Source organism: Nonomuraea sp. NPDC049504 (assembly GCF_040676845.1).
Classification (GTDB): domain Bacteria; phylum Actinomycetota; class Actinomycetes; order Streptosporangiales; family Streptosporangiaceae; genus Nonomuraea; species Nonomuraea salmonea.
Genome location: NZ_JBFAPT010000012.1, coordinates 4,051 through 21,948 on the forward strand (window position 1 = coordinate 4,051; position 17,898 = coordinate 21,948).

Annotated in this window: 18 protein-coding genes; 10 read left to right on the forward strand and 8 right to left on the reverse strand. The window is 71.3% G+C overall.

Annotated elements, in window-relative coordinates; genetic code table 11:
* Positions 1 to 100 precede the first annotated feature (100 nt).
* From AB0K28_RS22940 to argG, 5 genes are all read right to left on the reverse strand, one after another.
* Positions 101 to 1,279 (reverse strand): glycosyltransferase family 4 protein, encoded by a 1,179-nt coding sequence (locus AB0K28_RS22940; protein WP_364373332.1) that lies wholly within the window; start codon positions 1,277 to 1,279, stop codon positions 101 to 103.
* Complete coding sequence (locus AB0K28_RS22945; RefSeq protein ID WP_364373335.1) at positions 1,276 to 2,148, reverse strand: sulfotransferase; 873 nt, start codon at positions 2,146 to 2,148, stop codon at positions 1,276 to 1,278. Before AB0K28_RS22945 ends, AB0K28_RS22940 begins: the two co-directional genes overlap by 4 nt.
* Before the next feature lie 87 nt (positions 2,149 to 2,235).
* On the reverse strand, positions 2,236 to 2,598 hold the full coding sequence (locus AB0K28_RS22950; RefSeq protein WP_364373338.1) for an ATP-binding protein: 363 nt from the start codon (positions 2,596 to 2,598) through the stop codon (positions 2,236 to 2,238).
* Between the two features lie 152 nt (positions 2,599 to 2,750).
* Positions 2,751 to 3,560, reverse strand: coding sequence for an SAM-dependent methyltransferase (locus AB0K28_RS22955; RefSeq protein ID WP_364373341.1), 810 nt, complete (start codon positions 3,558 to 3,560; stop codon positions 2,751 to 2,753).
* Positions 3,561 to 3,892: 332 nt separating this feature from the next.
* Entirely contained in the window at positions 3,893 to 5,362 is a 1,470-nt protein-coding gene (argG, locus tag AB0K28_RS22960; protein WP_364373344.1) for an argininosuccinate synthase, read from the reverse strand.
* Positions 5,363 to 5,631: 269 nt separating this feature from the next.
* Between argG and AB0K28_RS22965 the strand changes: the two genes are divergently transcribed.
* From AB0K28_RS22965 to AB0K28_RS22980, 4 genes are read left to right on the forward strand one after another with little or no spacing between them, the layout of a single operon-like run.
* Positions 5,632 to 6,303: a TetR family transcriptional regulator gene (locus tag AB0K28_RS22965; protein ID WP_364373346.1), complete on the forward strand. Its 672-nt coding sequence runs from the start codon at positions 5,632 to 5,634 to the stop codon at positions 6,301 to 6,303.
* The gene (locus AB0K28_RS22970; RefSeq protein ID WP_364373349.1) at positions 6,300 to 6,500 is read left to right on the forward strand and encodes a ferredoxin; all 201 of its coding nucleotides are present in this window, start codon (positions 6,300 to 6,302) and stop codon (positions 6,498 to 6,500) included. Before AB0K28_RS22965 ends, AB0K28_RS22970 begins: the two co-directional genes overlap by 4 nt.
* The gene (locus tag AB0K28_RS22975) at positions 6,497 to 7,720 is read left to right on the forward strand and encodes a cytochrome P450 (RefSeq protein WP_364373352.1); all 1,224 of its coding nucleotides are present in this window, start codon (positions 6,497 to 6,499) and stop codon (positions 7,718 to 7,720) included. The genes AB0K28_RS22970 and AB0K28_RS22975 overlap by 4 nt, the downstream gene beginning before the upstream one ends.
* Before the next feature lie 39 nt (positions 7,721 to 7,759).
* Positions 7,760 to 8,401 (forward strand): nucleoside/nucleotide kinase family protein, encoded by a 642-nt coding sequence (locus AB0K28_RS22980; protein WP_364373857.1) that lies wholly within the window; start codon positions 7,760 to 7,762, stop codon positions 8,399 to 8,401.
* Between the two features lie 36 nt (positions 8,402 to 8,437).
* Here the strand turns inward: AB0K28_RS22980 and AB0K28_RS22985 are convergent, their stop codons facing one another.
* On the reverse strand, positions 8,438 to 8,863 hold the full coding sequence (locus AB0K28_RS22985) for a hypothetical protein (protein ID WP_364373355.1): 426 nt from the start codon (positions 8,861 to 8,863) through the stop codon (positions 8,438 to 8,440).
* Positions 8,864 to 9,086: 223 nt separating this feature from the next.
* Here AB0K28_RS22985 and AB0K28_RS22990 point away from each other — a divergent pair, with 223 nt between their 5' ends.
* Positions 9,087 to 9,539, forward strand: coding sequence for a hydrogenase/urease maturation nickel metallochaperone HypA (locus AB0K28_RS22990; protein WP_364373358.1), 453 nt, complete (start codon positions 9,087 to 9,089; stop codon positions 9,537 to 9,539).
* Here the strand turns inward: AB0K28_RS22990 and AB0K28_RS22995 are convergent.
* Complete coding sequence (locus AB0K28_RS22995; RefSeq protein WP_345386634.1) at positions 9,527 to 10,819, reverse strand: ArsB/NhaD family transporter; 1,293 nt, start codon at positions 10,817 to 10,819, stop codon at positions 9,527 to 9,529. The genes AB0K28_RS22990 and AB0K28_RS22995 overlap by 13 nt on opposite strands.
* A gap of 155 nt (positions 10,820 to 10,974) precedes the next feature.
* Here AB0K28_RS22995 and AB0K28_RS23000 point away from each other — a divergent pair, with 155 nt between their 5' ends.
* The 5 genes from AB0K28_RS23000 (at position 10,975) to AB0K28_RS23020 (ending at position 15,811) form a co-directional block, all read left to right on the forward strand.
* The gene (locus AB0K28_RS23000) at positions 10,975 to 11,718 is read left to right on the forward strand and encodes a class I SAM-dependent methyltransferase (protein WP_364373362.1); all 744 of its coding nucleotides are present in this window, start codon (positions 10,975 to 10,977) and stop codon (positions 11,716 to 11,718) included.
* 339 nt (positions 11,719 to 12,057) lie between these two features.
* Complete coding sequence (locus AB0K28_RS23005) at positions 12,058 to 12,519, forward strand: hypothetical protein (RefSeq protein ID WP_364373365.1); 462 nt, start codon at positions 12,058 to 12,060, stop codon at positions 12,517 to 12,519.
* 115 nt (positions 12,520 to 12,634) lie between these two features.
* Positions 12,635 to 14,878: a protein translocase subunit SecD gene (gene secD / locus AB0K28_RS23010; RefSeq protein WP_364373368.1), complete on the forward strand. Its 2,244-nt coding sequence runs from the start codon at positions 12,635 to 12,637 to the stop codon at positions 14,876 to 14,878.
* Between the two features lie 69 nt (positions 14,879 to 14,947).
* The gene (locus AB0K28_RS23015) at positions 14,948 to 15,331 is read left to right on the forward strand and encodes a VOC family protein (protein ID WP_364373371.1); all 384 of its coding nucleotides are present in this window, start codon (positions 14,948 to 14,950) and stop codon (positions 15,329 to 15,331) included.
* A gap of 108 nt (positions 15,332 to 15,439) precedes the next feature.
* The gene (locus AB0K28_RS23020) at positions 15,440 to 15,811 is read left to right on the forward strand and encodes a hypothetical protein (protein WP_364373374.1); all 372 of its coding nucleotides are present in this window, start codon (positions 15,440 to 15,442) and stop codon (positions 15,809 to 15,811) included.
* Here AB0K28_RS23020 and AB0K28_RS23025 read toward each other — a convergent pair.
* Positions 15,808 to 17,898: a SpoIIE family protein phosphatase gene (locus tag AB0K28_RS23025; protein ID WP_364373377.1), complete on the reverse strand. Its 2,091-nt coding sequence runs from the start codon at positions 17,896 to 17,898 to the stop codon at positions 15,808 to 15,810. The genes AB0K28_RS23020 and AB0K28_RS23025 overlap by 4 nt on opposite strands.

The following is a 17,898-nucleotide window of genomic DNA, read 5'->3' on the forward strand; positions in this document are numbered from 1 at the left end:
GCCGCACAGACCGGCCGCACAGACCGGCCGCACAGACCGGCCGCACAGACCGGCCGCACAGACCGGCCGCACAGACCGGCCGCACAGACCGGCCGGTCGTTCAGCGGGCCGCCCAGGCGGGGTCCGTGAGCGGGGCGCCCGTCGCCAGCGCGGCGAAGAGCTTCTCCCAGAGGGGCATGACGACCTCGGGCGTGTAGCCGTGGGCGGTCTGCGCCGCGGCGGCGCCCAGGCGGACGCGCAGGTCGCGGTCGCCCATGACCTGGCTGAGCGACCGGGCGAGCGCGTCGACGTCTCTGGGCGGCACCAGGATGCCGTCCTTGCCGGGGGTCAGCACGTCGGCGGGCCCGGTGGGGCAGTCGAAGGCGACGATCGGCAGGGCGTGGCCCATGGCCTCGATCATGGCCATCGGCAGGCCCTCGATGCGCGAGCTGAGCGCGTAGACGGACGACTTCGCCAGCTCGTCGTGGATGCGGTTGCTGCGTCCCATGAGCTTGATGCGGTCGCGCATGCCGCTCTCGTCGATGCGCTCCTGCAGCCGTTCCTTCGACGGCCCGGTGCCGAAGATGCGCAGCTTCCACCCCGGATGCTCGGCCGCCGCGGCCGCGAAGGCCGGGATGAGCATGTCGAAGCCCTTCTGCGGCACCAGCCGCCCCACCGCGATCACGATGGGGTTGCTCTGGTCGGTGTGCTTGCGCTGGTCCATGTGGACGGCATTGGGGATGCGGACCACAGGAGTGCCGGACAGCAGGTCCGTGTATTCGCGGCGGCTGGTCTCGGTGAGCACGGCGATGGCGTCGAAACGGCCGTAGTGGCGGCCGATCTGCTCGCGTACGGCCTCGTGGTAGGAGGCGAGGTTCATGTGCTCCTGGGCCACCCGGATCACGCCGGCGTTGGCGCGGCGGGCGGCGATCAGGTTGAGCGCGGGGCGGGTGGTGACGAGGATGCCGTCGCGCAGCTCGGAGACGTAGTCGATGACCGCCCCCTCCACGCGCTCGGTGAAGTATTCGGCGGCGAACTCGCCGTACGGGACGATCTTGCCGCGGGCGCGCCGCCACACCTTGCGGGCCAGCGAGTCGGCCACGACGCCGTCGCGCTGGTCGACCAGCGCGGACAGCCGCACCCGCGGGTCGATGGCGAACTGCGGCTCGTCACGGCGGCGGACCACGCTGACGATCTCGACGTCGTGGCCCGCCTCGACCATGGCGTGCGCCTGGTTGACGACGGTGCGGATGGTGCCGCCCATGCCGTAGGCGTGCAGCAGCATGTAGCGGATCTTCATGAGAGGTACTCCCAGGTCCGGCACATGTCCTTGAGCACGTCGGGGATCTCGTCGGCGCCGGGCAGGTCGCGCCCGCGCTGCACGGTGCCCGACTGGATCTTGTCCTTCCAGTCGCCCAGGCCCTTGGTGACCACCTCGGGCTTGCCGTACGACAGGAGCTGCGGCGACCACGGCACCGACAGGAAGTCGCAGATGGCGCGCCCGATCTTCTCCGGCTCGGCGGTCAGCTCCTCGTAGCGCACGGTCAGGCCGGGCAGGGCCTTGCGGGCCCGTTGCACGGCCTTCATGTAGCGCAGGGCGTCGGCCGCCGCCTCGTCGCGGGTGCGTTTGCCCGGGCTGGCTTCGTACCAGGAGGCCGCGATGGAGGCGGGATGGCGCAGCAGGAACACGAACCGCGCGTCCGGCCAGCAGGCCGCCAGCCGCTCGTACGCGAACGCGTTCGCCGGCGTCTTCTCCACGATGAACCGCTTGCCGCTGCGGACCAGCTCACGGTGGAGCACGCGGTCCCACAGCAGGTGTTCGAGGTCGGCCTTGTTGTGCCCGAGGGCCTCCATGGCCTTCTCCGCCAGCGAGGTATCGAATTCCACGCGCAACCGGCGTACGTGCAGCTCATGGGGAGCGTGCAGGTCGGGGTGGGCGTTGAGCATCGCCCGCAGCAGCGTCGAGCCCGATCGCACCGGCGAGATGATGAACACCGGCGCCTTGACGAGGCGGTCGGTCTCGGGATCGGCGGGCGGGCGGAACGGCGACTGCGGCCGTTTCTCCGGGGCGGGCTTGGGCGCCGCCACTTGCCCCGCTTTACCTACTCGGTTGAGCTGGAATCCTGTGTACCTGGCCAGCGCTCCGTTGATTGTGCGCTGCCACTTCATGCCGAGCGAGGCTACCTGTCTTACCTGGGGATTGCCTGAAGGACCCTTGCAGCTTACCTGGTCAGCATGAGATGTGGCTCACAGTGTTCACGGTGTGACGCAGAACCACACGACCTTGCCGTTGTCCGTGGCCGTCACGCCCCAGGCGTCGGCGATCGCCCCGACGATCTGCAGCCCCCGCCCCGAGATCGCGTCCATGTCCGCGGCCCGCGGGCGCGGCACGCCCTGGCCCGGGTCGAAGACCTCCCCGTAGACCTCGCCCGCGCGCTCTTCCAGGCGCAGGGCGTAGGCGGAGCCCCCGTAGCGTACGGCGTTGGTGACCAGCTCGCTGACGATGAGCAGGCAGTCGTCCACGATGTGCGCGAGTCCCCAGTCGGTCAGATCGGTCCTGATCAGCTCGCGTGCCCTGCCGACGCCCGACGGTACGGACGGCAGCAGGTATTCCACCATGCGGGCCGGTGGTGCTGACAAGGACCCCGGTTGGAGGGCCATACGCATCACATCTCTCGGTTTTGGGAGCGCTCCCAACTCCACGATAAACGCTCGCCCTCACTCTTGTGAATGCGCACCGGAAAACTTTGCAAACGAGACTTGACGTGCTTTCAGGGGATGCGGGCGACAGCGCCGTAGTTGCCGGACTTGCTGGGCTCCTCCTGGCAGGAGAGGTCCTCGCCCAGCGGCCGCCACTCCGGTACCCAGACCAGGCCGGGCGCCACCAGATCGAGTCCCTCTAACAGGGCCGCCACTTCCTCTTTCGAGCGTACGGCCAGGTGGGGGAGCGTCATCGCGAGCAGGTCGCCGATGGCGGGCAGCAGCTCCGGTGGGACACCGTCGAACGTGGTGTGCAGAAGGGTGAGGAAACTACCGGCGGGAGCCGTGTGACGGAGTCGCTTGATGACATAGTGGGCATACTCCTCATCGTGCAGGCTGTAGGCCGACAGCAGGAGCACCGCCACCGGGCGGTCCCAGTCGATGAAGGTCCTGACCACGTGGTGGTCGAGCACCTCGTCGATCTCCCGCACGTCCCCCTCCACCACGCGCACCAGGTCGGTGAACGGCTCGATGGTGGCCTGCGCCAAGGTCACCACCATGGGGTTGTTCTCGACGTACAGGACTCTCGGGGCGGGCCCGCCCGGGTGCTTCGCCAAATCGTGCAGATTCCGCCCGGCGGACAGCCCGCTCGGAATTCCGCTGCCGACGATCAGGAATTGATCCACTTCTTCCTGCACCGCCAGATGACGGATCACCCGCGACAAGAACTCCAGCACCGCGTGGGCGGCGTTCGTCAGAGCCGGGGCGGCTTGATCGAAATGGCGCACCGCGTCCTTGTCGACCAGGAAGTTGTTCTTCCCGCCGGCGGCCGCGTCGAAGATACGCGTGATCCTGGCCTGCGTGGTCTCCAACTTGGCCAAATTCCGGACAGCACGCTGGTGCATGAGCGTTGCCCCTTTCCCCTCGCCGCCGACCCTTATTCGCGGTAAGCGATCTTTGGACCTCACTCAGGACTCGAACCATATGTTCCAACAATTCCAGTCAATGACAACCCGATAGACCGGTTATCTTGGGAAATGTTTGTTACCAGAATCATCGTGGCAAGAAGCTCTGAGTGCGCCCCGGCAGGGCCCTACGACGGCTCGCGGTAGGGCGGCACCGGGCCTGAGCAGGGCGAACTCCCCCTGGAGACGACGAAACCCCGCGTGCTCGCGGGCACGCGGGGCGGTCGAAGCGGGACGGATCAGACGGATCAGTCGGTGCCGAACTCCATGGCGGCGTGGTCGAGCAGCACGTCGTCCTCGGGAACCTCCGAGGGGGACGTGATCGACTCGCCACGGGCCGCGATGGCCTCGGCGCCGCCCTCGTCGAGCGAGCCGATGAGGCCGCTGGCCGCCGCCTGCGGAGCGCCGAGGAGCGACTGGTGGGGGCTGCCCACCATGCCGAGCCCGGCGTACTGCTCCAGCTTGGCGCGGGAGTCGGCGATGTCGAGGTTGCGCATGGTGAGCTGGCCGATGCGGTCGAGCGGGCCGAACGCGGCGTCCTCGGTGCGCTCCATCGACAGCTTGTCGGGGTGGTAGCTGAAGGCGGGGCCGGAGGTGTCGAGGATCGTGTAGTCCTCGCCGCGCCGCAGCCGCAGCGTGACCTCGCCGGTGACGGCCATGCCGACCCAGCGCTGCAGCGACTCGCGCAGCATCAGCGCCTGCGGGTCGAGCCAGCGGCCCTCGTAGAGCAGCCGGCCCAGCTTGCGGCCCTCGATGTAGTAGCTGGCCAGGGTGTCCTCGTTGTGGATGGCGTTGACCAGCCGCTCGTACGCGGCGTGCAGCAGCGCCATGCCGGGAGCCTCGTAGATGCCGCGGCTCTTGGCCTCGATGACGCGGTTCTCGATCTGGTCGGACATGCCGAGCCCGTGCCGCCCGCCGATGGCGTTGGCCTCCAGCACCAGGTCGACGGCCGAGGGGAACTCCTTGCCGTTGATGCTGACCGGACGCCCGCGCTCGAAGGCGATCGTGACGTCTTCTGCGGGGATCTCGACCTCAGGGTCCCAGAACCGAACGCCCATGATCGGCTCGACGATCTCGATGCCGGCGTCGAGGTGCTCGAGCGCCTTGGCCTCGTGGGTGGCGCCCCAGATGTTCGCGTCCGTCGAGTACGCCTTCTCGGTGCTCGCGCGGTAGGGCAGGTCGCGGGCGAGCAGCCACTCCGACATCTCCTTGCGCCCGCCCAGCTCGCTGACGAAGTCGGCGTCGAGCCACGGCTTGTAGATGCGCAGGGACGGGTTGGCGAGCAGGCCGTAGCGGTAGAACCGCTCGATGTCGTTGCCCTTGAAGGTGGACCCGTCGCCCCAGATGAGCACTTCGTCGTCGAGCATGGCGCGCACCAGCAGCGTGCCCGTGACGGCGCGGCCGAGCGGGGTGGTGTTGAAGTAGGTGCGGCCACCGGACCTGATGTGGAACGCCCCGCAGGCCAGCGCCGCCAGACCCTCCTCGACGAGGGCATCCCGGCAGTCGACCAGGCGGGCGACCTCGGCGCCGTACTGCGTGGCACGCCCGGGCACCGACACGATGTCGGGCTCGTCGTACTGGCCGATGTCGGCGGTGTAGGTGCAGGGCACCGCACCCTTCTCGCGCATCCACGCGACAGCCACGGAGGTGTCGAGGCCGCCGGAGAAGGCGATCCCGACGCGTTCGCCTACTGGGAGGGAGGTGAGCATCTTGGACACGAGTAGAAGTATATACACACGAATGCATGACCATTCAAAGCCGACCCCATGAAATGGCGTGATCGGGCGGAGAGTTGCCTGGTCAGCGGCGAGATGTCCGATTTGCGGCTGGGATGGCATGATCGCCGCCGGCGGCGTCCCCTCCGGCGGGGCGTCATGGCGGAGCAAAATTTAAAGCAGTCGCTTGACTTACGCCCACCTGCTTGATTGGCTGAATTCGCCCGAATTCGACGGATCCAGTCAGGATCTGTCAGCGTGAGAGGTGGACCATGGCGACCAGGACGGCCCGGGTCAACGCCACCCGGGAGCAGATCCTCACCGCCGCCGAGCGGCTCTTCGCCGAGCACGGCGTGTACGCCGTCTCCAACCGCCAGGTCAGCGAGGCCGCGGGCCAGGGCAACAACGCCGCTGTCGGCTACCACTTCGGCACCAAGGCCGACCTGGTACGCGCCATCGTGCGCAAGCACGCCGACCAGGTCGAACGGCAGCGCCGCCGCTTCCTGGCCGAGGTCGAGGGCACGGGCGAGGGCACGGCCGAGGCACGCGACTGGGTCGGCTGCCTCGTCCGCTCGCTCACCGAGCACCTGGCCGCACTCGGCACCCCCACCTGGTACGCCCGCTTCGCCGCCCAGGTCATGACCGACCCCGCGCTGCGCAAGATCATGCGGGAGGAGGCGCTCACCTCGCCCGCCCTCATGCGCGTCCTGGAGGGCCTGCGCCGCTGCCTGCCCGAGCTGCCCGCCGACGTACGCGCCGAGCGCGACGAGATGGCCAGCCAGCTCCTCGTCCACATGTGCGCCCAGCGCGAGCGCGCGCTCGCCGAGAACCTGCCCACCCCGCGCTCCACCTGGCACGACGCCGCGACGGGCCTGATCGACGCGATCACCGCGATCTGGACCGCCCCGGTCACCAGGGACGCCAAGGAAGGAAGAACGTCATGAAGGTCACCGTGGACCAGGACAAATGCTGCGGCGCCGGGCAGTGCGTGCTGCTCGCGCCCGACGTGTTCGACCAGGGCGAGGACGACGGCATCGTGCTGCTGCTCGAAGCGGAGCCGCCCGAGGGGCTGCACGCCGCCGTACGCGAGGCCGCGGCCGTCTGCCCCGCAGGCGCCATCGACGTGAGCGAGGACGCATGACCGGCACCGTGCACGAGACCGCAGGCCAGGAGCAGGTCCCGCAGTTCCCCGGCGTCAGGGCCGCGCGCTGCCCCTTCGACCCGCCGCCCGAGCTGCGGGCGCTGCAGGAGAGCGGGTCGCTGACGAAGGTGCGGCTCTGGGACGGCAGCACCCCCTGGTTCGTGACCCGGCACGCCGAGCAGAAGGCGCTGCTGAGCCATCCGAAGGTGAGCGCCGACGTCACCAGGCCCGGCTACCCCATCCACACGCCCGCCGCCGGCGGCGGCTCCCTCAGCTTCATCCTCATGGACGACCCCGAGCACGCCAGGCTGCGCCGCATGGTGCAGGGCGCGTTCACGGTCCGGCGCGTCGAGGGCATGCGGCCGGCGGTCCAGCGCATCGTGGACGACCTCATCGACGAGCTCCTCGCCGGTCCGAAGCCGGTGGACCTGGTGGAGGCGTTCGCGCTGCCGGTGCCCTCGCTGGTCATCTGCGAGCTGCTCGGGGTGCCGTACGCGGATCACGGCTTCTTCCAGGACAACAGCAAGACGATCATCAAGCGGAGCGTCACGCCGGAGGACCGCGCCGTCGCCTCCGGCCGCCTGTACGAGTATCTGGACGACCTGGTGGGAGAGAAGCTGGCCGACCCCGCCGACGACCTGCTGTCGAAGGTGGCCGCCCGCGTGCGGGACGGCGAGCTGACCCGGCAGGAGGCCGCGCAGATGGGCGTGCTGCTGCTCATCGCCGGCCACGAGACCACCGCCAACATGATCGCCCTCGGCACCCTCGCCCTGCTCCAGAACCCCGCCCAGCTCGCCCTGCTGCGCGACTCCGACGACCCCAGGCTGGTCGCGGGAGCGGTCGAGGAACTGCTGCGCTACCTCAACATCACCCACAGCGGACGCCGCCGCGTCGCACTGGAGGACATCGAGATCGCCGGCCAGGTGATCCGCGCCGGCGAGGGCATCATCATGCCCAACGACATCGGCAACCGCGACCCCGGCGTCTTCCCCGACCCCGACCGGCTCGACGTGCGGCGCGACGCCCGCCGCCACGTCGCCTTCGGCTTCGGCGTGCACCAGTGCCTCGGCCAGCCGCTGGCCAGGGTCGAGCTGCAGGTCGTGTACGGCACGCTCTACCGGCGCATCCCCACCCTCGCGGCGGCCGTGCCGATCGAGGAGATCCCGTTCAAGCACGACGGCCAGGTCTACGGCGTCTACGAGCTGCCCGTCACCTGGTGAGCCCCATAATGAACCTGGGCTGATGGGGGGGCGGTGCTGATGGGCGAGGCGCTGGTCGAGCGGGTGCGCGGGCTGTGCGGCGGCGGGGAGCGGGTGATCGTCGGCATCGCCGGCTGCCCCGGCGCCGGCAAGTCGACACTGGCCCGATGGCTGGCCGGGACCCTGACCGGCGCCGGGCTGCCCGCCGTCCACGTGCCCATGGACGGCTACCACCTCGCCGACGTCGAGCTCGACCGCCTCGGCAGGCGGGCGCGCAAGGGCGCCATCGACACCTTCGACGCCCACGGCTACCTCGCGCTGCTGCGGAGGGCCCGCACCGAGACCGGCTCCATCGTGTACGCGCCGTCCTTCGACCGCGACATCGAGCAGCCCGTCGCCGGCGCGATCCCCGTCCTGCCCGGCACCCGCGTGGTCGTCAGCGAGGGCAACTACCTGCTCTCGCGCACCGACCCCTGGCCCGCCGTCCGGGCCGCCATGACCGAGGTCTGGTACGCCGACCTCGACGACCGCGTCCGCCTCGACCGGCTGACCAGGCGGCACGTCGAGTTCGGCAAGACGCCCGACGAGGCGGCCCGGTGGGTCGCCTCGGTGGACGAGCCCAACGCCGCCGCCATCCGCGCCACGCGTCACCTCGCCGACCTCCACATCGACATCGACATCGACGCCCTCACCCTGTCCTGACCGATGTCGCCGGACCCGTACGCCGCCTGCGCGAGGTCAATGGTGGGGGACACCGGAGATGAGGAGATACCGGTACAGCTCGTACGCCACGAGCGCCAGCACCGGCAGCCCCGTGACGATCAATAACCGGCGTGGCAGCCCCGCGCGTACGGCGGGCCGCTGCCGCGCCGGCTCCACGGGCAGCGCCGGCACCCTGGCGGGCGGCAGCGGGTCGGCCGCCACCAGCTCGGGATGGCGGTCGAGGTAGCCGGGCGGGAACGAGGTCAGCGACGACGACCCGCAGGCCGGGCAGCACGGCCCCGACCAGGGCGGCTGCACCGGGACGCCGTGCCTGAGCCAGACCTGGACCGTGTGGCCGTGGCCGTCGCTGAGGTGCCTGACGACGTAGTCCTCCTCCCAGACGTGCAGGCAGCGCAGGCACTCGAAGGGCCAGGACTCGCGGGATTCGAACTCGTCGCGCACGAGGAACCACCCCCGGGGCAGCTTCAGCGTTCACCTTGAGTGTGCGCCGGGGGCCACGTCCTCCTTCAAGGCGCGGTCGCGACACTTTGCGCCACACAATGGTCACCGTTTGTCAGGTTGCGTGGTCAAGTGTTCCCTCGGTCAGGCGCGTTTGTGCAGGTCAGCCGTGCGGTATGGGCGCTTCTGAAGACGGCCGGACGGCCGGCACAGGAGGAGGGGATGGATGCGGGGGTACGAGAGCGGGCTCTGCGCGGAATTCGTCGAGGTGATCCACCGCCAGGCGGCGGGGCGGCGGGTGTCCGCGGTGCGCGTACGCGTCGGGGCCAGGCACGCGGTGGCCGCCGAGACGTTCAGGCAGGCCTTCTGCCGGGCCGCCCGCGGCACGGCCGCGCAGGACGCGGCGGTCCACCTGGTCGTCTCCCCGGTGACGATCGACTGCGACGGGTGCGGCCGGCGTACGGAGTCGATGGATCCGCCGCTCAGGACGCCCGCCCGCGCCCGGGCCGCGGCCGGCGCGGCGGGACCCGCGCCCGGCCCTTCGCTGGATGAGCTGGATGAGCCGGATGAGCTGGACGGGGCGTACGTGTGCCCGCGCTGCGCGGGCGACCGCGTGACCGTCAGCGGCGGTGACGAGCTGGCGCTGGAGGCCGTCTGGTTCCGTACTCAGGCGAGGTAACGCAGCCACAGGTACGGCGCGCACAGGGCGACCGTGACCACGGTGACGACCAGGCCGTACCGGGTGAACTGCCAGAAGCTGATCGGGGTGCCGTTGCGGGCGGCGATGCCGAGCACCACCACGTTGGCCGCCGCCCCGACGGCCGTGGCGTTGCCGCCCAGGTCGGCGCCGAACGCCAGCGCCCACCACAGCACCTGCGCGTGCTCGTTGCCGCCGTTGGCCTGGACGAGGTCGGCCACGATGGGGCTCATGGTGGCGACGTACGGGATGTTGTCCACGATCGCCGACAGCACGCCCGACGCGCCGAGCAGCACCATCGTGGTCAGCCCCAGCCGTCCCTGCGTCGCGTCGGCCGCGGCCTGCGACACCTGCTCGATCACGCCCGTGTGCACCAGTGCCCCGACCATGACGAACAGCCCGGCGAAGAACACCAGCGTCGGCCACTCCACCTCGCGGATCGCCTCCGACGTGGTGATCCTGGTGGCCGCCACCAGCACGCCGGCGCCCAGGACCGCCACCACCGACGGCTCGTAGTGCAGCACGGGATGCAGCACGAACGCCACCATGACCAGCGCCAGCACGGCCAGCGACTGCCACAGCAGCCGCCGGTCGGCGATCGCCTCGCGCTCGTCGAGCGCCATGACCTCGGCCGCGCGCTCCGGGTCGTAGATGAAGGACTTGCGGAACAGGAACCGGCACATCCCGATGAAGACGACCATCAGGACGACCACCATCGGCGCCATGTGTACAAGGAAGTCGTTGAAGCTCAGCCCGCCGCGGCTGGCGATGATGATGTTCGGCGGGTCGCCGACCAGCGTGGCCGCGCCGCCGATGTTCGACGCCATCGCCTCCGCGATCAGGAACGGCACCGCGTTGAGCGCCAGTCGCTCGCACACCAGGAACGTCACCGGCGCGATCAGCAGCACGGTCGTCACGTTGTCCAGCAGTGCCGAGGCCAGCGCGGTGATGACCACGAGCAGGACCATCAGCCGGTACGGTCGGCCCTTCGCCCGTTTGGCCGCCCAGATCGCGAGATATTCGAAGACCCCGGTCTGTTTCAGCACGCCGACGATGACCATCATCCCGAGCAGCAGGAAGATGACGTTCCAGTCGATGCCGGTCTCTTCGGAGAAGAACGCCGCCTGCGCGTCGGTGGCGTGGATCAGCAGCATGATCCCGGCCCCGCCGAGCGCCGCGGCCACGCGGTGCACCTTCTCGCTGGCGATCAGCGCGTACGCGAACAGGAACACCGCCACCGCGGCCCACGCGATGAAGGTCACGAGCGGGCCTGCGGGCAGAACGTGCTGGGCATGCGGCGGGTGCCTCCTCAAGGAACGACGATGACCATCGCCGACCAGACTTCCCGGCACACCTGTCACCAAAGTATCAAGCCGCGCCAAACGCCACACCATCAGGAGCGGCGTAGCGTGATCGCATGGCCGATGCACACGCCGACGCACACTTCGAGCACCCCCGTCTCGCCGCCGTCTACGACCCCCTCGACCCCGATCGCAGCGACCTCGACGCCTATGCCGCCATCGCCGCCGAGCTGAGGGCGCGCCGGGTGCTCGACGTCGGGTGCGGGACGGGCACGTTCGCGCTGCTGCTGGCCGGGCGTGGGCTCGACGTGACCGGTGTCGATCCCGCGGCGGCCTCGCTCGACGTGGCGCGGGCCAAGCCGGGCGCCGATCGGGTGCGCTGGATCCACGGCGACGCCACCGCCGTGCCGCCGATCTCGGCCGACCTGGCCACCATGACCGCGAACGTCGCCCAGGCGATCGCCGGGCCCGACGGCTGGTCGGCCACCCTCGACGCCGTGCACGCGGCCCTGCGGCCCGGCGGGCACCTGGTGTTCGAGACCCGCGACCCGGCCAGGCGGGCGTGGCTCGGCTGGAACCGGGAGGAGACGTACGTGCGGGCCGACGTCCCCGGGGTGGGCGTGGTGGAGCACTGGGTGGACCTGCTCGACGTCAGCGGGCCGCTGGTGACCTTCCGCGGCACGTACGTGTTCGCCTCCGACGGCCAGGTGCTGACCTCGGACTCCACGCTGCGCTTCCGCGAACGCGACGAGGTCACGGCCGACCTCGCCGCCCACGGCTACACGCTCAAGGACGTCAGGGACGCCCCCGACCGCCCAGGCCGCGAGTTCGTCTTCCTCGCCGAACGCCCCACCACCTGACGTCCCCGTAGCCGAACGCACCTTTCCAAAGGACCCCGCCGCACTCCGGCCGAAGTCCTTTTGGGTGTGAGGGGTGTGGGGAACTCGCCGTACTTCGGTTGGGGGTGAGGGGTGTGGGGATCTCGCCGTACTTCGGTAGGGATACTTCGGGTGTGAGGGGTGTGGGGATCCCGCCCGCGCCGCCTGACGCCCGCGCCCCTGAGGCCCGCGCCGCCTGACCACCCCCCCCGCCTGGTCCGGCGGCCTCCTACTTCACCCCATGCCCGCCTGATCCCTGCGCGGCGCGGTGCCGGGCTGGCCTGGGGCGGCTAGGGTGAGGCGCGAAGGGAGGGGAGCGTCATGCGTACTCGGCTGCCTGCCGCGCTGCTCCTTCTCCTGTCCTGGTTCCTGCCGCCCGCCGCTCACGCACAGGCCGTGCACGCACAGGCCGTCCAAGCGCAGGCCGTCCAAGCACAGGCCGTCCAAGCGCAGGCCGTCCACGCACAAGCGGCCCACGCACAGGCCGTCCAGCTACTCGCCGCCCACGCGGGCGTTCAGGCGGCTGTCGATGCGGCTCCTGGGCGGGCCGAGCAGGACCAGGCGGTGTTGCGGCAGGTGCCGCAGTTGCCGCCGGTCGTGCGGGTCTGGTCGCCGTTCTGGGCCGGCGGTGCGGTGCCGGGCGGGGTCGCCCCGCCGCAGCCTGAGCAGGGCGGATCCGGTGGCTCGTGGGCGGTCGTCGTCCCGCGGGCCGCCTGCGGTGCTCCGGCGGGATGCCGGCCACCGGCGACGCCGCCCCGCGCGCCGCCTTCCACAGGGCACTGACGACGTCCCTTTCCTAACGACCCGTCCCCGCACGTCGCTCCGGCGATGCGCGTGACCCTTCCTGCCCGCTGGGCAGGTGTGGGCGGAGGGCGGGCCAAGCCCTATGGAGGCTCTCATGAAACGTGCGCCGCTCTGGCGTGCGCTGGCGGCCTGTGCCGTCATCGTGATCTCAGTGATCGTCAGTTTTTCCGCCACGCCGCGTCTAGGACTGGACCTGCGTGGCGGCACCCAGCTCGTCTTCGAGACCAAGGACTCGCCCACGGTCAAGGCCGACGCCGCCGCCACCGACCGGGCGATCAGCGTGCTGCGTCAGCGGGCCGACGCGCTCGGCGTGGTCGATCCCACCCTGGTCCGCTCAGGCGAGAAGCGGATCATCGTCGAGCTGCCGGGCGTGCTCGACCCCCGGCAGGCCGCCGAGGTCATCGGACGTACCGCGCAGCTCACCTTCCACGCCGTGCTCGGCACGGCAGAGGAGGGCGACAAGTCGGCCGTACGCGATGAGAGCGGCGCGCCGCTCAAGATCGGCCCCGCGGTCATCACCGGCGACGGCGTCACCGACGCCGCCGAGCGCAGCGACCCCCAGCGCGGCCCGGGCTGGTGGGTCAGCATCGACTTCCGCGACGGCGCGGCGTGGGCGAAGCTCACCGGCGAGGCCGCCTGCCACCCGTACGGCGACCCGAAGCGCCGCGTCGCCATCGTGCTCGACAAGGAGGTCATCTCCTCGCCGTCGGTCGACCCGTCCGTGGCCTGCCGCGTCGGCATCCCCGGCGGCAGCACCGACATCACCGGGTCGTTCACCCACGAGGAGGCCCGCGACCTGGCCGTGCTGATCAAGGGCGGCGCGCTGCCCGTGCCGCTCGACCTGGTGGAGCAGCGCACGGTCGGCCCGACGCTCGGCGAGGCCGCCATCAAGGCCAGCGCCGAGGCCGCGGTGACCGGCCTGCTGCTGACCGCCGTCTTCATCGTGGCCGTCTATCGCCTGTCCGGGCTGCTGTCCACGATCGCCCTGCTCTGCTACGGCCTCATCTCGTACGCCGCGCTCGTCGCGATGGGCGCCACCTTCACGCTGCCGGGTTTGGCCGGGTTCGTGCTGGCCATCGGCATGGCCATCGACGCCAACGTGCTCGTCTTCGAACGCGCGAGAGAGGAGTACCAGCGGGCGCAGAAGAGAGGGCTGCGCGCGGCCCTCGTCCGCGGCTTCAGGAACGCGTGGAGCGCGATCGCCGACTCCAACATCACGACGCTGATCGCGGCCGGGCTGCTGTTCTGGCTCGCGTCGGGCCCGGTCAAGGGGTTCGGCGTGACGCTGGGCGTCGGCGTGATCGCCTCGCTCGTGTCGGCCATGGTCATCACCCGTGTGCTCACCGAGGCCGTCATGAACAGAGCGGGGCCGCGCGTGTCGGGGCTCGGCTCGCCCGGAGCCGTCAGGACGTGGCTCAACCGCAGGAACCCGGAGCTCATGCGGGGACGCAAACTGTGGCTGGCGATGGCCGGCGTGCTGGCGGCGGCGGCCGTCGCCGGGCTGGCCGTACGCGGCCTGAACTTCGGCGTCGAGTTCACCGGCGGCCGGCTCGTCGAGTTCGGCACGTCCAGGCCGGTGTCGGCCGAGGCGGCTGGGCAGGCCGTCGCGCGGGCCGGGTTCCCCAGCGCCGTGGTGCAGACCGGCGACGACGGCGTCACCGTACGCGCGGCGCGGCTCGGCCTGGAGGAGACGGCCAGGATCGAGCAGGAGCTGAGGGCCGAGGCCGGCGAGGTGACCAAGCGGCGCGAGGAGTTCATCGGCCCCAGCCTGGGCGAGGAGCTGCGCCGCAACGCGCTCATCGCGCTCGGCGTGGCCGTCGCCATGCAGCTGGCCTACCTCGCCTTCCGCTTCCGCTGGACGTTCGGCGCGGCGGCCGTGACCGCCCTGGTCGTGGACGTCGTGCTGGTGAGCGGGATGTTCGCCTGGCTGGGCAAGCCGATCGACGGCGTGTTCCTGGCCGCGATGCTGACCATCGTGGGCTACTCGGTCAACGACAAGGTGGTGGTGTTCGACCGGGTCAGGGAGCTGTGGGCGATCCGGCGCAAGGAGCCGTTCGCCTCGTCGGTGAACGGCGCGATCCTGCAGACCCTGCCGCGTACCGTCAACACCGGGCTCGGAGCGCTGTTCATCCTGGTCGCGCTCATGGCGTTCGGCGGTGACTCGCTGCGGGACTTCGCGATCGCGCTGGTGACGGGCATCGTGGTGGGCACGCTGTCGTCCGGCTTCGTGGCCGGTCCCGTGGCCATCCTGCTGGCCCGCTTCGACCGCAAGCCGCCGCCCGCGCCGCCCGCGCCCAAGGTCAAGCGTGAGCGCCGGGGCACGGGAGCCGTCGTGTGAGGCCCGGGGGCGGGGAGCCCGGTCTCCCCGCCCCCGCATCTCGGGCGCTTCGCGGGGAACGGATGCGGCATGGAGGTGCTGAACAGCCGCGTGCTGCTGCGTCCAGGTGACCTTGAGCGCAGCCGCCGCTTCTACGCCGAGACCCTCGGCCTGGCCGTCTACCGCGAGTTCGGGCCGCCCGACCACCCCGGCACGGTGTTCTTCCTCGGCGGTGGCTTCCTGGAGGTTTCGGGCCAGGGCGCGCAGGACGGCTCGGCGCACACCCTGTGGCTGCAGGTACGCGACGTCGCCCATGAGGAGCGGCGGCTCAGGCAGGCGGGCGTCACCGTGCTGCGCGAGGCGCGTGAAGAGCCGTGGGGCCTGGTCGAGCTGTGGATCGCCGACCCCGACGGCCACCGCGTGGTGCTGGTCGAGATCCCTGACGACCACCCCCTGCGCCGCGACACCCGCTGAGCCCCGGGACCGGTCCCGGGCCGGGCATCGCATACTGGGGCGGCTGACGGAAGGCACTCTCTTCCGTACGATCCGGTCAGCGATCAGCAGCGGAGAGCTAGGAGAGTCATGCCCGCCACGATCACCACCGCCCTGGCGGTGGCCGCGTCCCTCGTGTTCGCCCCCGCCGTCACGACGGCGGCCCCCGCCACCGTGGCCCATGCCGCGGCGAAGAAGCCGAACCTGCGGGCCTGCTACGACGGCAAGTGCAACCTCACCCTCACCAAGTCCGTCTCGTTCCGGGTCAGCTCCCGGTACGGCATCACCCGCCTGGCCATCTCCTTCTCCTCCACCAGGGTCCACGTCAAGGGCACGGGCCCGGGGGTGACCTCGCAGGCCTGGCTCGGCAAGGGCACGTCGGGGTCGGTCAACAACATCGGCGTCAAGGTGGTCTCGCTGTCCTCGGGCAAGGCCAAGCTGCAGCTGGCGCCGCGCCGCTAACCGGGCTCGCAGGAGTTGCGCAGGAGCAGCACGGCGATGTCGTCGGGACGCTGCTCGATCGCGGCCGGATCGGTGAGCGCGTCGGCCAGGCCGTGCAGGGGCAGGCCGGGCTCGGGGCGGAAGCGGGCGGCCAGGGCCGCCATGGAGTCGCCCAGGTCGACGCCGGGCTCCTCGATGAGCCCGTCGGTGTAGAGGAGCAGCACCGAGCCGGGCGGCATCGGCAGGGGAGTGGTCGCGTACGTGGCCTCGGGGTCCACGCCGAGCAGCAGGCCCGGCGTGGTGTCGGCGACCTCGCCGGGGCCGTCGGGCCGGCCCAGCACCGGGGGCGGGTGCCCGGCGCTGGCCAGGTGCACGGTGTGCGCGGCGAGGTCCAGGCAGACGTACAGGCAGCTGGTGAACCGGTCGGGGCTCAGCTCGGTGAGCAGCCTGTTGGTGTGCGCGAGCACCTCGCCGGGGTCGGCGCCGGCCGTGGCGTGGGCGCGGACGGCGGTGCGCACCTGTCCCATGAGCGCGGCGGCGGTCACGTCGTGGCCCTGGACGTCGCCGATGACGGCGGCGGCCATGTGGTCGCCGAGCCTGATCAGGTCGTAGAAGTCGCCGCCGATGTCCATGCCGGGGGTGGCGGGGACGTACCGGGCGGCCACCTCCAGGCCGGTCACCCGGGGCAGGGTGTGCGGCAGCAGCCGCGCCTGGAGACACTGCGCGAGCTGGTGCTTGACGTCGTAGAGCCGGGCCCGCTCGAACGCCTGCGCGATCAGCCCGGCGAGCGCGGTCAGCGTGGCGCGCTCGTCGGTGCCGAAGGAGCGCGGGCGGTCGTAGGCGAGGACGCAGGAGCCGATGGGCCGGCCCGAAGTGATCAGCGGCAGGAACGCCCACGCGCACATGCCGTCGGAGCGCAGCGCGTCGGGAGAGGCCTCGTGCAGCTCCTCCCACGTCGAGAAGAAAGCAGGGCGGTCGCCTCCCGACGGCGTGGGCCCGACCTCCGGGCGGCCGTCGAACTCCTCCACCGCCCGCCTGCTGAAGCCGCGCGACGCGGCCACCCGCTTCCTGCCGCCCACGGAGGTGAGGATGGCCAGCGCCTGCACGTCGTAGACGGGCATGACATGGTCGGCGACCAGGTCGATGACCTCCTGCGCGGTCACCGCGCGGGCCAGCGCGGCGGCGAGTTGCAGCATCTCGTGCACGGCGATGACGCGCGGCGGCCGGCCGCCGGAGGCGCGCACGTCCATGGCGGCCGTGATGCGCAGGGTGACGCCTGAGGGGCCTGGGAACATGCGGAACGACAGGGCGCGCCCGCCGGGTGCGCGGGTGGTGACGTCGGTGGTCTCGCGGCCGACGATGGCGGCGCGGTAGGCGTCCTGGAACGTGGGGTCGCGCAGCCACGGGAGCGCGTCCCACAGGCGTTCGCCGATCAGGTCGGTCGGTGAGCGGCCGAACAGGTCGGCGGCCGGCGCGCTGAGCAGGGTCACGTGGCCGTCGGTGTTGAGCGCGCAGTGGCCCTCGGGCAGGCGGTTGAGGCAGTCGAGGGCGACGAGGCGCGGGTCGGCCTGGTCCGGCGGTCGCGGGGGCAGGATGCGGGGCAGCGGGCCCGCGGTGACCGGCCGGCCCGCCCTGAGCGAACCGTTGATCAGGCGGCCGATCTCGTCACAGGCCCGCTCGATGACCGCGTGCTGCCGCTCGGTCAGCTCGCGGGTGCGGCCGGCGGGCCACAGCATCATGATCCCGCCGCAGACCCGGCCGTCGGCGCAGACGGGGGACAGGGCGGCGGCGAAGTGGTAAGGCAGGGTCAGCGCGGCCTCGGGGAACTCGCGGGCCAGTTGCTCGCGGCCGGTGATCCAGATCAGCCGCTGCTCGCGTACGGCGACGGCGATGGGGATGGGGTCGCCGGTGCGCACCCTGGACCAGGCGCGGGCGATCGGGGCGGGCAGGCCGGTCACGGCGGCCATCTGGAGGACCTGGCCGCCTTCGTCCAGCAGGTACGCGGCGCCGATGTGGGCGCCTGCTCCGGTGACGGCCTCGGTCAGCAGCCCGTCGAGGCGAGACGACTCGTTCGCCGCGCCGCGCCTGTGACCGCGCTCTTCGAGCAC